This window comes from Kordia sp., assembly GCF_050633145.1.
Lineage (GTDB): Bacteria > Bacteroidota > Bacteroidia > Flavobacteriales > Flavobacteriaceae > Kordia.
This window is the reverse complement of the sequence record NZ_JBOEFY010000024.1, coordinates 60,364-76,366: the sequence shown is the minus strand read 5'-3', so window position 1 is coordinate 76,366 and position 16,003 is coordinate 60,364. Positions and strand designations below refer to the sequence as shown.

12 protein-coding genes are annotated in these 16,003 nt (G+C 32.8%); 5 read left to right on the top strand and 7 right to left on the bottom strand.

Annotated elements, in window-relative coordinates:
* Positions 1 to 55 precede the first annotated feature (55 nt).
* The gene (locus ACRBBL_RS12510; RefSeq protein WP_431369397.1) at positions 56 to 1,276 is read left to right on the top strand and encodes a porin family protein; all 1,221 of its coding nucleotides are present in this window, start codon (positions 56 to 58) and stop codon (positions 1,274 to 1,276) included.
* 123 nt (positions 1,277 to 1,399) lie between these two features.
* Positions 1,400 to 2,950: a hypothetical protein gene (locus ACRBBL_RS12505; protein ID WP_431369396.1), complete on the top strand. Its 1,551-nt coding sequence runs from the start codon at positions 1,400 to 1,402 to the stop codon at positions 2,948 to 2,950.
* Positions 2,951 to 3,272: 322 nt separating this feature from the next.
* Here ACRBBL_RS12505 and ACRBBL_RS12500 read toward each other — a convergent pair whose 3' ends face one another.
* The 6 genes from ACRBBL_RS12500 to ACRBBL_RS12475 all read right to left on the bottom strand — a co-directional run bounded on the left by ACRBBL_RS12500 (position 3,273) and on the right by ACRBBL_RS12475 (position 9,043).
* Complete coding sequence (locus tag ACRBBL_RS12500; RefSeq protein ID WP_431369395.1) at positions 3,273 to 4,355, bottom strand: iron-containing alcohol dehydrogenase family protein; 1,083 nt, start codon at positions 4,353 to 4,355, stop codon at positions 3,273 to 3,275.
* Between the two features lie 46 nt (positions 4,356 to 4,401).
* Positions 4,402 to 5,025, bottom strand: a complete 624-nt coding sequence (locus ACRBBL_RS12495; protein ID WP_431369394.1) for a CatA-like O-acetyltransferase — start codon at positions 5,023 to 5,025, stop codon at positions 4,402 to 4,404.
* A complete protein-coding gene (locus ACRBBL_RS12490) occupies positions 5,025 to 5,726 on the bottom strand; it encodes an HAD family hydrolase (protein ID WP_431369393.1) in 702 nt (233 codons plus the stop codon). Before ACRBBL_RS12490 ends, ACRBBL_RS12495 begins: the two co-directional genes overlap by 1 nt.
* On the bottom strand, positions 5,717 to 6,430 hold the full coding sequence (gene kdsB, locus ACRBBL_RS12485) for a 3-deoxy-manno-octulosonate cytidylyltransferase (protein WP_431369486.1): 714 nt from the start codon (positions 6,428 to 6,430) through the stop codon (positions 5,717 to 5,719). The genes ACRBBL_RS12490 and kdsB overlap by 10 nt, the downstream gene beginning before the upstream one ends.
* A gap of 145 nt (positions 6,431 to 6,575) precedes the next feature.
* Positions 6,576 to 7,475 (bottom strand): hypothetical protein, encoded by a 900-nt coding sequence (locus ACRBBL_RS12480; RefSeq protein WP_431369392.1) that lies wholly within the window; start codon positions 7,473 to 7,475, stop codon positions 6,576 to 6,578.
* A 143-nt stretch (positions 7,476 to 7,618) separates the two neighbouring features.
* A complete protein-coding gene (locus ACRBBL_RS12475) occupies positions 7,619 to 9,043 on the bottom strand; it encodes an ATP-dependent DNA helicase (protein ID WP_431369391.1) in 1,425 nt (474 codons plus the stop codon).
* Positions 9,044 to 9,232: 189 nt separating this feature from the next.
* On the opposite strand from ACRBBL_RS12475, the gene ACRBBL_RS12470 reads away from it, so the two are divergent.
* The 3 genes from ACRBBL_RS12470 to ACRBBL_RS12460 are packed head-to-tail and all read left to right on the top strand — an operon-like array spanning position 9,233 to position 11,471.
* Positions 9,233 to 10,099, top strand: a complete 867-nt coding sequence (locus ACRBBL_RS12470) for a hypothetical protein (RefSeq protein WP_431369390.1) — start codon at positions 9,233 to 9,235, stop codon at positions 10,097 to 10,099.
* On the top strand, positions 10,080 to 10,910 hold the full coding sequence (locus tag ACRBBL_RS12465) for a DUF3822 family protein (protein WP_431369389.1): 831 nt from the start codon (positions 10,080 to 10,082) through the stop codon (positions 10,908 to 10,910). The genes ACRBBL_RS12470 and ACRBBL_RS12465 overlap by 20 nt, the downstream gene beginning before the upstream one ends.
* On the top strand, positions 10,911 to 11,471 hold the full coding sequence (locus ACRBBL_RS12460; protein ID WP_431369388.1) for an RsmD family RNA methyltransferase: 561 nt from the start codon (positions 10,911 to 10,913) through the stop codon (positions 11,469 to 11,471).
* Between the two features lie 87 nt (positions 11,472 to 11,558).
* Here ACRBBL_RS12460 and ACRBBL_RS12455 read toward each other — a convergent pair whose 3' ends face one another.
* The gene (locus tag ACRBBL_RS12455) at positions 11,559 to 15,806 is read right to left on the bottom strand and encodes a M43 family zinc metalloprotease (RefSeq protein ID WP_431369387.1); all 4,248 of its coding nucleotides are present in this window, start codon (positions 15,804 to 15,806) and stop codon (positions 11,559 to 11,561) included.
* Positions 15,807 to 16,003 lie beyond the last annotated feature (197 nt).

Genomic DNA, 16,003 nt, shown 5'->3' with positions numbered 1-16,003 from the left:
CTATATGTTACACATAAAAAAAACACTTGTAACTTATTAAAACCACTTTTCTTTTATGAAAAATCAATTACTCACCATTTTAATTTCATTTATTAGTCTTCAAACTTTCGCTCAAATTTCCTTTGAAAAAGGATATTACATCGACAATTCGGGAGCAAAAATTGAAGGTTATATTAAAAACGTTGATTGGAAAAATAACCCAACCGAATTCCAATACAAACAATCAGAAAATTCAGAAAAACAAACCATTACTATTGAAAACGTAAAAGCATTCGAAATTTTCAATGCTGCCAAGTATGAAAGACATACGGTAAATATTGATACTTCTACCCAAAACATCAAAGACTTAGAAAGTACAGATCAGCCGAAATGGGAATTAAAACAACTTTTTTTAAAGGTTCTTATTGACGGAAAAGCTTCGCTGTATTCACATATCAATGGAAATTTAAGAAAGTATTTCTTTAAAAAAGATAATTCAGAAGTTGAGCAACTTGTGTACAAGAAATACATGGCTACCTCAACACGTATTGGAGAAAATACATTGTTTAGAAAGCAACTTTGGGATGCTTTTAAATGTGGTGATATTCCGAAAAAAATTAAAAATGTTTCATACAACAGAAGAAGTTTAACAAAAATATTTCAATCATACAATGCATGTGAAGGTACTGATATTGTTGATTATGAAGCAAGAGTTAAAAGAGATCGATTTAATATATCTGTAAAACCAGGAATTAACTTTTCTTCAGTTGAAATTGGCAATTCAGGAATTCCTAATTACAACTTTGATTTTGAAAATCAAATCGGATTTCAATTAGGTGTTGAAGCAGAATTCATTTTAAACTTCAATAGAAACAAATGGGCACTTTTAGTAGAACCAACGTATGTTTCGTATGCAGCCGAACAAGATTTTATTTACATTCAAACGCTTACAGAAACACGTGAAACAAAAGTAGTACTTGATTATTCAGCTATTGAAATTCCAATAGGATTTAGACATTATTCTTTTATTAGTGATTCTTCTAAGCTATTTATAAATGCATTCTATATGTTTAATATTACATTGAATGATGAACTATATGCAGAACGAAGAGAACTGCTTCAGGCTAAAATAACACCTACAGGAAATTTTGCAATTGGAGTTGGTTATAAATACGATAATAAATACAGTGTTGAGTTTAGATACAAAACACCAAGAAAACTATTTCCTGCAAATTCAATTTGGGGAACTTATGACTATAATAGCGTTGCAGTTATTTTTGGTTATACATTGTTTTAAAAAAATTATACTACATAATAATAGTACAAAGAATATGTTTACTCACTCAAAAGGTGTGTTTACATATTCTTTGTTTTTTATAGCATTTGCAATGGCTAATTTTAGCTTGTAAATAACTTTTTGATGAACAACCTAAAAATAGTATTCAGTAGTTTTCTTTTCACTCTTTTTTTCTGTGTGATGATGAACGCACAACATGTAGTGAAAATTCCGAATATAGATTTGATTGCTTACGATCATGAATCTTTTATGCTTTATGAAAAAGTTGGCGAAGATGCATTTAAAGCAGTTGATATAGATTTTAGCAGTCACAATCGTGGTTTTAGCAAAGTGCATATTGATCGTGATGATTATACATATACACAAGCGGAACTTAACCATGAACATAAAAACTTTGTTACTGTTAATCAATTGAAATCGAATGGTTTTGATGATTTAAAACATACAGAATGGGATATTAAAGCAGAAGATATTGACGAAGATGAAGGCATTATTTTAAAATTTTCTGACACCAATTTTGTTGCTTATTATGATTTAGAAGCAGTAAAAAGAAACGAATATCACGAACAATCGCAATGGAACGTTTTTTATTCTTTCTGGTATCAACCAGTTATTTTAGATTTTGGAAATAATAAACAAATCATTTTATTAAATGATAATGGCAATATCGATTTTACAATAATACCTATAAACAACGGACTGAATCCACTTGTTCTTTCTGAAGATGAAAAAATTCAAGAAATCATTCCTATTCAAAAAAATCAATACTTCATTACACATAAAGATGAATTTCAAGATTTTCATTTCTATCATCTTTATGAAAAAATAAAAGATGGAAAACAATTTCGACTTTTTGATATTTATGGTAATGATCTTTTAGGTAAAGCTTTTGACACCATCATTGACAACGAATATTATATTGTTTGCAAAAAAAATGATGAATACACTGTATATACAAATCTGTTGAAAAAAATAGAGATTCCGAATCTAAAGAAAGTCTATTTACACAATGATGAATTAGAAATACTTACTACTGAAGGTCCAGCGTATTACAATCATTTAGGAGAAAACTCAGGAACTACGCATTTTAAAAGTATAGTATGTGGAACAGTAAATAGTATTCAATACGAGTTACTTCATAATACCGACAATAAATACAAGCATAGTGTTCAAATAACACATGGTGGACTCGCACGTGAATATCATGAATCTAGGGAATTTGTATTTACAAATATTAAAAACAAAAGTAATGTCACTTTTTTAGACAATACAACACATAAATATTGGGATGAAAATAAAGGAAAACAATCTAAATATCCTGAATATGCAAAAGTGCAAATCAATGATAAATATGGTTTATTTTCTTATGATTATGAAATGGACGATAAAAATTCTATTCGAGATACAATTACAAACGGAATACAGAAAAAGATCGTTCACAAAACACCAAAACTGATTAGTACGACGAAAGAATTACCTATAAAATATGATGATATTAAAATTTACGAGACTAAAATTCTTTTCTATAAAAACAATAAGGTTGGTATTTTTCCGCATCACAAAAAACCAAGATATGAATTGCTTGAAGCAGATACTGGAATTTTCTTTAAAATCATTAAAAATGGAAAATCGGGTTGGTTGGATATTGTGACTATGGAAGAATTTTTCTTTTGATTGTTTGTTGTTTGGTGTTTGTTGTTTGTTTTTTTCGAAGTACTTCTCGATACAATTTTTCTTCATTTTATTACGAAAAATCACTCGAAGTGACGCTTGGAAATGCTAAATTATAAATGTTGAATTTTAAATATAAAAGTATTTAAAAGACACCTGAAGCGATCCACATTTCGACTCCGCTCAATGTTCGTATGTTTCCAAAAGCGCTTGCACTGGGCCTGTCGAAGCGAAGCGACCCAAAAGCAGCAAGTTTAACAATCTAAGAGCTAAGCAAGTCTAAAAACGATAGCGCATCCAAAAAGGTAACTGAGCGAACTTGAAGCTACATTTTCTTATACATAGTCTTCAACTTCTCACGTGTAATGATTTCTTGCCAGTTTTTACCCAATGCATTTTCCCAAAGTGGAACTAACATTAAGGCGATATCGATCATTTTATCAAATTCTTTATCGGTCAAATCTTTACAAACTCCTTTTGGAATGTCAATATCATGCTTGCGAACCATTTTTTTGAATTCTGAAACTCCTTGTGGATAAAATTCTTCTAAATGATTGAATACAATACAGTTTCCAATTCCGTGTTTTGTTCCAAGTAAGTATGAAAGTCCATAACTCATGGCGTGTGCTACACCAACTTGCGAATATGCAATACTCATTCCTCCATGCCAAGAAGCCATCATCAGTTTGTCTTCAGAGTCTTCATCACGCACATTTTTTTCTAAGAATACATTGCGACATAGTTCCAATGCCTTTTCACCATAACTCTGACTAAACGCATTTAAATACGTTCCTGTGAGCGATTCTATACAGTGAATATAACAGTCCATTCCTGTGTAAAACCATTGATTTTGAGGAACACCACGTGTCAATTCAGGATCTAACACAACTTGATCAAAAGGTGTATAATCTGAATTAATTCCGAGTTTCTTTTCTGGACCAGTTAATACCGTAGTTCGTGAAACTTCGGCTCCAGTTCCTGAGATTGTCGGAATTCCTACATGATACACAGCTTCTGTACTTACCAAATCCCAACCTTGATAATCGGCCGCACTACCTTCATTCGTTAACATAATAGCTACAGCTTTTGCCATATCGAGTAACGTTCCACCACCAATTCCGATAATTCCAGAAGGATTTTCAGTGAAGCGCGACTTCAATTCTTCCACCAATGCATCTACTTGAGATGTTTTGGGTTCTTCTTCTGCCGAAACAAATATGATTTGATCTAAAAAACGAAGTGGAATTCTATCAATCAACCACGGATTATTTTCAAAAACATCATCTACCAAAAAGATAAATGGCGCTTTGGTATTTACACGCTTTGGTGTTAAAATTTCCTGTATCTGGTTAAAACTTCCTCTTCCGAAGATTACTCTGGGAACCATTGGAAAGTTTCTGTACTGCATAATTAGTTAGTTTAATAGTGTAAATATAAATATTACATTAGGTTATTTAGTGTTTCAATAAATATTCTTGAAACTTTTCGGTAAACTGTCCAACATGATAGCCATCCATCAATGCATGATTTACCGATACTGCAACCGTTATTATTTTTTTATCATTCTGTTCTTCCATTTTACTGAAAGCTATTCTTGGAACCGATTCTTTTTTTCCGTGAAATGGCTCTTTGTGTCCTGTAAAGTTTACCCAAGGTAATGCTGAACAAAACACACAATCTTCTGAGTTTTTTGGCGGAAATAGTTCATCTGAATTAAATATCCGCTCTTTTTCTTTTTCTAAATTTTGCTTGAACTTTTCAAAATTGACATCATAGTCAATAAAGGAAAATCCAAAGGTATTATCGGGTCGCATAATCGTCGCTGACGCGTGAATAGCTTCATGTATAACAACTTCATTTTCATTTTCAATACGATAGCGAAATGCTTCCACAGCGTTGATTGCTTTCATACAATCGTGCAAATACACTGCAAAAAAGCTATTTCCTGATTCTTTTGCAAATGCATACGCTTTGGTTACATCCATTGGCGCTGTAACTCCAAAAAACGGATCTTGGAACGTATTGAAAAACTCAAAGTGTTTTCTGCGATTCCACGTTTGTACATTAAGCTTCTTCACTACAAATAATTTAACACTTCAACAATGCTTTTTACGACATCGTATTCATCAGATTCTTCATGCGGCAAAACAGTTTCATGTTGCCAAGTTGTGTGAAATGGTACATGAATTGCCTTTCCTCCTATGTTGATAATTGGCAACACATCCGATTTTAATGAGTTTCCGATCATTAAAAATTCGTTTACATCAACTTCAAGATGTTCTAATAAATCGCTGTAATTTTTCTCTTTTTTATCGCTCATCACTTCAACATGATGAAAATATTTGGTCAAGCCAGATTTTTCTAATTTTCGTTCTTGGTCAAGCAAATCGCCTTTCGTTAAGACTAGTAATCTGTATTTTTTGCTCAATCTTTCTAAAACTTCTTCAATTCCATCAAGCAATTCTACGGGCATGGAAATCATTTCTTTTCCTATTTCTAGAATTTCAGCCAGCACTTTGTTTGAAATTTTCCCGTTAGAGAGTTCAATGGCACTTTCAACCATAGACAATACAAAGCCTTTTATTCCGTATCCGTAAATAGAAAGGTTTTTCATTTCCATTTTAAACAATTCTTGATCGATGGTATTTTCCGTTTCATACGCAGACAAGAGTTTTGCAAACTTATGTTCTGCTTCTCTAAAATAGGTTTCATTTACCCAAAGTGTATCATCAGCATCAAAAGCAATGACCTTTATAGTGTCGTACTTCATTACTTCCATACTTTTTTTGCGCGTTCCAAATCTTCTGGCGTGTCAATTTCTACACCTTCAACCGTTGTTGTCACCATTTTTATTTTTTTACCAAATTCTAAATAGCGAATACATTCAATTTTTTCGGTAGCTTCTAACATTTGCATTGGCAATGCTGCGAAATCTAACAAAGCTTGTTTTCGAAATGCATAGATTCCTTTGTGTTTATAATACGTTGCGCCTGCATTTTTATCTCTTGGAAATGGAATTGGCGAACGTGAAAAGTACAATGCAAAACTGCGTTGATCTACAATTACTTTTACTGTATTTGGATTGTTGATTTCGTCCCAATCTTTAATTTCTACCATTAACGAAGCGAGATCAATTTCTTTCTCAGGATCTTCATAAAACACATTAATTACCTTTTCTAAACTAGCTTTTTCGGTAAAAGGTTCGTCACCTTGCACATTAATTACAATATCTGCTTCTACATCTTGAACGGCTTCTGCAATACGATCGCTTCCTGATTCGTGTGCTGTTTTACTCATAATGACTTTTCCGCCATTATTGCTAACTTCTTCTCGAATGATTTCACTATCGGTTACCACAAATACTTCTTCAAAAAGTCCTGTAGCCACAGTAGCTTCATACGTTCGAGTAATTACGGTTTTTCCGTGTAAATCTTGCATGAGCTTTCCCGGAAATCGAGAAGCTGCATATCGTGCGGGAATCATGGCTATTATTTTCAAAAGGAAGAAATTTTAAAGTGTTACATCCAAATTATACAATAGAAAACGATTATATAATTCGGGTTAAAAATACAATTATTTTAAATCATGCTTTATTGATGATGCAGATTATTTATAAAATAACGAGCTTTTATTCACTTTTTACGATTGGCACTTCTATAGAGCTACCAATTTTGGCAATAAGTTGTGTTCCTACATCTTTTGGAATACGTATAAAATTGATCAAAACTTTTTCATCAAAACTTAGTTCACCTTTTTTATTAATATGCTCTTTCATATTACTTACAGTGAGATAAAACTCTTTGCCATGTGTTCTTTTTTTGTTGTGATATAATGTGAAAATTGCATGTGATTTTTCCTGATCGTTTTCAGCAGGTAACATTGCCAATAATGGTTCGTAGTTTTTAGCTTCTAGTTGTTTTTTTAGCGTTTCTTTGTCTGTAATCAACTCAAAAGGACCAATTTTGGTTGTGTCTGCCCAATTATCATCTTCTTCTAAATACGGTTCGTTTGCTTTTGAGAATGCAAAAAATATAGGAGTTCCTATAAAGGCAATAGCTTCTATAATCCAAACAGTCGTTAACATTTTTCCAGAAATATTTGCATTGGCACTTCTTCCAACTCCCCAAGTTCCTTGCTCGTTAATTTTCCAAATTACATCCCAAAGTGCTTCAGGACTTTGCATTAATTCTAAATGAGATACATCTACAAAGGCAGAAGCATTTAAATGATCGTATATCCAAATTACCCAACTAAAGTATAAACCTGCTACTCCAACTATCAATCCAAATAGAATCGCTATCCATTGATTTCGCACTTTTCCCAATCCGACAACAAAATTTGCTACAAAGCCTAAACCGAAAGCAATTCCTATCACACAAAGAATGTTTAAATAGATAATAGGAATGTACAAAATTGCATATGTATACGCTAAAGCTAAAATTGGAGCTGCAATGAAAATTGCTAGTATGAGATATAAAAAACTAATTGAATTTGTTTTACCTGATGGTTTGTAATATAAAGTATGCATATAGTTTTGGTTGTTGGTTGTTGATTGTTGGTTAAAAACGTAAACTTGTAAACACTTAAATTAGTTAGTGCTCATTTTTTAAAAATAAGAAAATTTTAATTACTGCCTTATTGTTGAATATTTCGCAACTAAAAACTTTTTTGCTACGAAACAAAGAAATCATCTGAAAAACCTATGAGATATAGCTTTTCTTGGGCACGTGTCATCGCCGTATACAACCAACGCATATACTCTTTTCCAACACCATTTGGTAGATATGGCTGCTCAATAAAAACTGTTTTCCATTGTCCACCTTGCGATTTGTGACATGTAATGGCATAACTAAATTTTACTTGCAGTGCATTGAAATATTTATTGGCTTTTACTTTTAGAAATTTCTTGTATTTGGAAGTTTCATCTGCGTAATCGTTCATGACTTCTTGGTACAACCGATTTCCATCTTCATAAGGTAACGCTGGAGTTTCTGCATGAATGGTATCTAAAAGCAATACGGTTTCTAGTGGTTTCTGATTTGGATAATCGACCATACGTATGTTTACTTCCGCAAAGCGAAAACCATACAATTCTTTAATCGCAAAAATTTCTAACACTTCAATAATATCACCATTAGCAATGAATCCTGCTTCTGAAGATGCTGGCAACCAAAAGTAATTATTCTTCACTACCATGAGATAATCACCTGAAGACAACTCATGCTCATTAAACAAGATACGGTTACGTATTTGCTGATTATAGATATTCGCTCTTTTGTTGGAACGAACAATGATTGCCATTTCTTCTTTTCCATCATCAGAATACGCATCGCTGATGGCATCTTGAATTTCATAGCCATCAATTAAACGAACAATGTCTGGAAAGTTGTCCAATTGAAATTTATACTCGGCATAAAATTGATCGTGTAATTGTTCTCGTAAATTCGTGGCATTCACTAGAATTCCTGAATCAGAATCTTGTCGCACTACCTCATCTAGTTCAATTAGGGTTACGTTTTTATCATAATTCAGTTCTAAAGTACGTTCATCTAGCGCTGGACTTATGTCAAGTTTTACAGGTGGTAACTGCGCTGTATCTCCAATTAAAATCAATTTGCATTTATGACCAGCGTACACATACGACATTAAATCATCTAACAGAGAACCATTTTCAAACAATTTAGAGTCACTTGGCGAATCGGGAATCATAGAAGCTTCATCTACTATAAAAAGTGTATCACGATGCTTATTTGGCTGCAATACAAAGCTTACGCCACCTCCTTTATCTTTTTTAGGAAAATATATTTTTCGATGAATGGTATGTGCTTGTCGCTTGGCATAGTTGCTTATTACTTTTGCCGCACGTCCTGTTGGTGCTAGTAACACTGATTTTTTCTTAGTATGCCACAAATGTGTTACTAAGGTTCCTATAGTCGTTGTTTTTCCAGTTCCTGCATATCCTTTTAATAAAAATAATGCATCGTCATCATCTCCATAAATAAATTCGCAAAGTTTGTGTAAAACTACATCTTGTTTGAAAGTAACTTCGTGTGGAAATTTACTTTTCAATAATTTATAAAATGTAGTTGCATCCATAAGTATAGAAGTTATTGTCTTTTCGCAGAATCTTGTGGGCGAAAATAGAAAAGTAAATTGAATGATTGCTTATCATTTGATTTTTTATAAATATAACATGCTTTTTTTAGACAAATACTTTTACCATTAAAAAAAAATTGTAGATTTGCGTATATTGACGTTCTTAAAACCAAACTATTCTTAATAGAGATGAAACACGCAAAACAAAAATTCAATTTAGTCTTATCATTCGTAATCGCTTTCTTACTCGTTCCAGCATTAGCTGTAGCTCAAGATAGTAAAGTGGTGGAACCAGGTTCATTCGAAGCATTGAAAACACCAATTATTTTAGTTGTAGCACTTATAGTAGCTATTGGACTTTTATTTTTAATTGAGAAGGTGATTCCTAGAAAATTAAGATCTATTTTTTCTATTGTATTTTTGGCTGCTTCGGTATTTTTCGGGTATCAAATTTACGCCTCAATTATGGCTCCAGTTAAATTCAAGAAAGAAAAGATTGCCCGTTACTCGGAAGTTATTAATAACTTGAAAGATATTAGAAACGCACAATCTGCACATAAAACAATTACAGGTGGGCAGTATGCTAAAAACTTTGCTGAATTAGAAAATTTTATTGAAACTGCTGAATTTGCAATTGTTGAGAAAAGAGATTCAAGTTTCGTATATTTCGACAAAACATATAAAATTGACAAACAAAGAGATACTGTTATCATAGATACGCTTGGTTTTAGACCTGTGAAAGATTCACTTTTCAAAAATTCTACTCGCTATAAGACTATGAAATATGTTCCTTTTGCGAAAAGTGATAAAGAAACTTTTAAAATGGAAGTTATTGATTCGGTAGTAATCAATAAGTATACTGCATCAGTATTTAAAGTTTCTGTTGCAAAAGACGTCATTTTACATGATTTAGATAAAGATTTACTAAAACAAGAAAAGAGAGTTATTTCTGTTGATGAAGTTGATGGATCTCACATCTTTGTTGGATCACTTGATAAAGTAAGTGATAGTGGTAACTGGCCAACAAGCTATGAAATTGGAAACAAAAAGAAATAATATAGATCATACAAATTTTAAAAAATTGTCCATTCAGGTATCACTGAATGGACTTTCTTTTTGTATTTTAAATACAATTGCTAATGAAATTATAGCATTGCGTCATTTTCAATTTGAAGAAGTGACGAATCCATTACAATTAGAAAAAGAAATTAATGCTATTTTTGAGAAAGAGACTGCACTACTCAATCAATCATTTGAAACAGTTACGGTAAGTCATATCAATTCACTTTCTACATTTGTACCTAAACCTTTATTTTCAGATAAAAACTTAGCAGATTATCTAAAATACAATAACAAAATTTTACCTATTGACTACATGACCTTTGATGTCATTACGAATAATGACATGGTTAATGTGTATATTCCGTATGTGAATATAAATAACTTGTTTTTTGAGAAATATGGCGCGTTTCATTACAAACATTTTGCTACTATTTTGTTAGAAAATATATTCCAATTATCTACTTCAGACGAGGAACCTACAGTATATGTACATGTGCAAAAAACACATTTTGAAATTGTAGTGATTCAGCAAAAGAAATTATTATTTTACAATTCTTTTGAATACACTTCTTCCGAAGATTTTATTTATTATCTATTGTTTACAATTGAACAGTTAAAGTTAAATACCAATACGCTTCAATTATACTTTTTGGGTGCTATTGATAAAAGCGATGTTCTATACACAGTAGCGTATACTTATGTTCGTCATGTTGACCTTTTAGACAAACAATATGATTTTAGCTTTGATACAGCTATAGAAAAACCAAAAAGTCATCATAACTTTACCTTGCTAACGAATTTTTAGATGCGAATTATTTCAGGAAAACATAAAGGAAGACGCATACAAGCACCGAAAAAATTGCCTGTACGTCCTACAACAGATTTAGCCAAAGAATCACTTTTTAATATTTTAAACAATCACTATTACTTCCATGAAATTAGTGTGTTAGATTTGTTTGCTGGAACTGGAAATATCAGCTATGAATTTGCTTCTCGTGGTACAGAAAATATTACTGCTGTAGATGGAGATTACGGCTGTGTAAGTTTTATAAAAAAGACGTCTGCTCAATTGGCAATTGATATCACTGCGATTAAAAGTGATGTATATAAGTTTCTAGATAAAACACATCTGAAATCAGACATCATCTTTGCAGATCCACCATATGCGTTTACAACTGAACAATTTGAAAGAATTGCAACCATTGTTTTTGAAAGAGGTTTACTTTTGGAAGATGGCTATTTAATTATTGAACATGCCAAAGAAACTAAATTAGAACATGTAGCTAATTTTAGCTTTTCGAAAAACTATGGCAGTTCAATATTTAGCTTTTTTGAGCTTCCAGAAACTTCTAGTGAAGAAGAATAAATTTTACACAGTTTTTTACAAACTTTATTTAAAAAAAAGACTACCTAAAACAGGTAGCCTTCTTCACTAATAAAAACCTAAAAAAACTTATTTTATTATAACTTTAATCACATTCCCAATATCATTTTTTCCAAGCTTAACTTTCATTAAGTATAAACCAGGAGACAATTTTTCAGGTATTGCAAATGATTTTACAAGTTCACTTCCTTTGTTTCCTTTTAATTCAAAAACTTTAACGCCTTCAATATTGTAAGTTTCAATTAAAACTTCGCCCTTTTCAGAAGAGTTGAAATTGATATTTACTTCATTTCCTTCAAGTGGATTTGGAAATATATGTATGCTATATGGCGAATCATTATTTTCTACAAAAGGCATAGCATCAGTAGCACTATCTCTAGATGCAAGAGTTGAAGAAATATTTAGCGTATAATCTTCTACTTCTCCGTACGTCCTTGCACCACAAGGAACATTTGAATTTGCATAATACGCTACTCGAATACGCATTCTGGTAGTTCCGGAAGCAATGTTTTGCGGAACACTAACTAAAGCACGTCCAGCAGTGTTTGATGTTTTATCTAATTGTAAATACTCGTTTGCATCTTCAAAATCTCCATCTTTGTTCCAATCAAACCATGCATATATTTCATCATTTACGCCGCCTTGATATCCTTCAATAGTTACATATAAGTAATAATTAGTGCCACTATTTAAATTTGACACTTTATCGGTAAAATCCTCATAACCAGACGGATTTCTTCCCGAAGAATTATTGATTCCTCCAAACAGTCGTACATTCGTAATAGCTTCAGGTCCAGCATTGCCACTTGCTGCACAATAATCTACATCTACTGGCGGAGAAGTTGTGACTGCAATATTTACTGCTTCTGAAATTGTAGATGCTCCATCATCGTCTGTTGCTTTAACTGTGATGGTATAATTTCCAGCTACTAGGTTAGCCCAATTGTAGCTATAAGGAGCCGTTGTATCTTCTCCAAGTAAAGAATTTCCGTTAAAGAATTCAACTTTAGTAACACTTCCATCACTATCAGTAGCATTCGCATTTATTGAAACTGTACTACCTGCATTAAAAGATGCATTGTTAGTAGGTGACGTAATACTAGCTGTTGGCGGATTGTTAGGAGTTGATATTCCTCCTACGTTAATCGTATAATCTTCTACTTCTCCATAGCGCGTAGTTCCACATGGCACATTGGAAGTAGCATCATAAGCAACTCGAATACGCATTCGTGTTTCGCCGCTTAATGCATCTTGAGGCACCACAATAGTAGCTTGTCCTACCAAACCAGAAGTTTTATTTAAGAGCACATATTCGCCTGCATCTGTAAAATCTCCATTTTGATTCCAATCGAACCAAGCATATACTTCATCGGCAGATCCACCATTGTATCCAATAATATCAACGACTAGCGGATAACTTACTCCTCTACTAACATTGCCTGTTATATTCGTAAAATCTTCATAACCGCTTGAATTTCTTTCAGACGAATTGTTAATATCTGAAAAGGTAACTTTCGAAATAGCTTCAGGACCTCCAGTACCATTTGCTGCACAATATTGTCCTTCAATAGGCGCTGAATCGAGTGTTCCTGCATAAATTCCTGCTTCGGGAGTTCCGTTCACTCCAAATTTCAAAAATTCAAAGATTTGACCAGCACTACTTACTCTAAACTCTATCCATGCGTAATGAAATCTTCCAGAGCGTCTAAATCGTACTCCAATATATTTTGTTTGACCTCTCCATGCTGTATAATTTGGACCATCAATGAGATGTTGTCCACTTCCTGAATTGTATTGGCGACCATTTTTCCAGTTACTATTAGGTCCTATTAATTCTCCTGCGTTAATTGGAGTTAATTCATAATTATCATTCGCTACAGCATCTTTTCTCCAAGAGATAAATTTTATACCTGGATATTCTTGTCCTATTTGCTCTTGATATTCTTGTAATTGATAATTCATGATTTGCCCACTTACATTTTGAAAGTTCGCTATCATATAGAAAGAACCTGATTGTGGTTCAGAGTCATTAATATTTAAACTCTTGTTTGTCAAAACTTGCTCAAATGAATCTCCCATAAATTCTAGCTTAGGCTCAAATTCTGTAAACTCTATTGCTGCGGCATTATTATTTGAAAATGCAGCATTTAAGAATTTTAACTTAATATCTCTTCTGTACGTATCCCATCCGTTATAATCTGAATTCCCTGTCTGGCTTAATACTCCAGTTAAGGCTAATTTTGCAGTAGTAGCACTCGTAGCAGTAACTTGAAAAGCAACACCAGCGGGAACTCCTTCAATAGTATAATGTGTACCAGCAGTTAATAGTCCTGTTGCTGTAAAAGAAACGTTTCCATTTAGTGTAACATCAATTGTATTTCCAACTGTTTTATCATCTGCATCAGATTCTAAAAATCGATCTGTTGAATAGTTTATGTATGGTCTAGATATAGATGCAGTTACAGCGTTTCCAATATCTGGGTTTACGCCAATATTATCTACATAGGCTAATGTTCCATCTTGAGAAACCGTTGTTTTTAGCCATGAGTATAAGTATTCACCATTAATAGCTTTTGTACGTATACCTATGTATCCTGTTTGACCTCTCCATGCGGTATAAGATTCACTACTTAACACTGGTGTCGGAGTTGCCACTAACGTTTTAGTTACCCAATTTCCAGACGCTCCTATAGAACCTCCTTCTGGCACAAACTTTACGTTTCTTGAATTATTATCACACAATACATCGAAATCATTGCTAAAATTGTCAACATTTATTGTGTTTCCATCATAATTTGAAAGCGTTGCTGTTATTGATCCTCCAATTCCAACTGAATAGAAATTTGAACTTGGGTGCTGAATTGTATTTTCAACAGAATATCCAATTGTCATGAATGGAGATAGTTGCTCGTAATAGTCTTCGTATGTATCTAAAAAATCTAAGCTATATGTTCCTGTAGCAGAATGAATGGATGTTACGCCACCAGTAACTGCAGGATTTAAAAGAGTAACCTTTATTTTTCTAGAATGAACCGCTTCATGAGTTGTAGCATTTCCTTCTAAAGAAATTTCAGCAGTTGTAGTATCAATTACATTTATTTTTACATTTAATCCTGCTGGAATGTTTTCAGTAGTATAATGCACTCCTTCTTGCAAGTCGCCTAAAGCAGCAAATGTAGCGCCATCAACAGCTTTTATTTTTCTTTTGTTTAGTATGGATCCATCATTTTCAAAACTTTCTATTAAGTTCATAAACTTGTAGAAATCACTATCATTTCTATCTTGATATGTAAAAAGAACTCTTGAACCTAAGTCTGTATTAATCCCAGTATCAACCAAATTCTGATCTTGCCATAAAGTAATACGTGCTGGATGGTTCATAAAAGATTCCATTCTAGTCACTTGTCCTGCTGTAAACATAGATTCGCACGGATTGTAGTCCATGTGGTTTTGATAATTTATGTATTCCCCAAAACAATTCTGCGCATCTGTACTACATGTATCTGGTCCAGTAGATGCAGCTCCTGAAGTTGTAGGTGGTGTATCTCCAACTTTATCTCCGTTATCTGCTCCAGAAACACATCCACCTGCAAAGGTGTGATCTAATCCAAAAAAATGACCAAATTCATGTGTCAAAGAAGACGCTGGTGGATCATAAATAATATAACGTCCATTATATACAACTCTTGCAGTTCCTTCATCAGACATACTTTCATTAGGAAACCATGCAATCCCAGAATTGGATCTGCTTCCACTTTTGAGAATTATTTGAAGGTGTACATTAAAGTATTTATAATTGTCCCAAGCATATCTAGCAATTTCATCATCATTTGTTCCGTTTAAACCAAATCCTTCTCTATATTCATGATAAATAATTCCGGAAGTAGTATTACCATCAGGATCGACTTGGGCTAGTCTAAACTCAATATCCATAGAGCCTTCAATGTTTGCAAACCTGTTATCGACTGCATCATTAAAGCCTTTAAAATCTTCATTGATTTTCTGCAATGCCTCTTTTACCCTTTCATCTGTTACAGGAGTTTGCGGCACACCAGCACTATTGTTCCAATCAGTTCCATATACATGAAAAACTACTGGAACTATATATTTTTCTCCAGCCATTTGAACATTCATATTCTTCAATCGAGCTTCAGACTTTACTCTCTCTTCAAATTTTAAAGCTGCATTTAAAGCTTTTGGGTTCTGTTTATAATACTCTTTTTGACTTTCTTCAAAAGAACAGCTTTGCGTATTTTCTTGTGCATGCACTATGACTATAGTCATCCACATAAATAATAAAGTTACTATTGGTTTCATGGTTAAATTGGCTTAAGTAATTGTTAATTAATTAATTTGCCGTAAAACTATTTCAAACCGATTTCAAGAAGTGACTCAATATTATCCAAAGTATATACTATATTATCACATATTGCCACTTTTTCAATTAATCAGTTAAAATTTTAAATAATTCAAACTTAAAGCAATTGATTATTTCCAAAAACATAAATTATTTG

What these genes read in the sequence shown, in the direction of transcription:
- ACRBBL_RS12475 (WP_431369391.1), bottom strand. Translation starts at nt 9,043, where the DNA reads ATGGATGCAACTACATTTTATAAATTATTGAAAAGTAAATTTCCACAC.
- ACRBBL_RS12455 (WP_431369387.1), bottom strand. Translation starts at nt 15,806, where the DNA reads ATGAAACCAATAGTAACTTTATTATTTATGTGGATGACTATAGTCATA.
- kdsB (WP_431369486.1), bottom strand. Translation starts at nt 6,430, where the DNA reads ATGATTCCCGCACGATATGCAGCTTCTCGATTTCCGGGAAAGCTCATG.
- ACRBBL_RS12460 (WP_431369388.1), top strand. Translation starts at nt 10,911, where the DNA reads ATGCGAATTATTTCAGGAAAACATAAAGGAAGACGCATACAAGCACCG.
- ACRBBL_RS12490 (WP_431369393.1), bottom strand. Translation starts at nt 5,726, where the DNA reads ATGGAAGTAATGAAGTACGACACTATAAAGGTCATTGCTTTTGATGCT.
- ACRBBL_RS12470 (WP_431369390.1), top strand. Translation starts at nt 9,233, where the DNA reads ATGAAACACGCAAAACAAAAATTCAATTTAGTCTTATCATTCGTAATC.
- ACRBBL_RS12505 (WP_431369396.1), top strand. Translation starts at nt 1,400, where the DNA reads ATGAACAACCTAAAAATAGTATTCAGTAGTTTTCTTTTCACTCTTTTT.
- ACRBBL_RS12480 (WP_431369392.1), bottom strand. Translation starts at nt 7,475, where the DNA reads ATGCATACTTTATATTACAAACCATCAGGTAAAACAAATTCAATTAGT.
- ACRBBL_RS12500 (WP_431369395.1), bottom strand. Translation starts at nt 4,355, where the DNA reads ATGCAGTACAGAAACTTTCCAATGGTTCCCAGAGTAATCTTCGGAAGA.
- ACRBBL_RS12510 (WP_431369397.1), top strand. Translation starts at nt 56, where the DNA reads ATGAAAAATCAATTACTCACCATTTTAATTTCATTTATTAGTCTTCAA.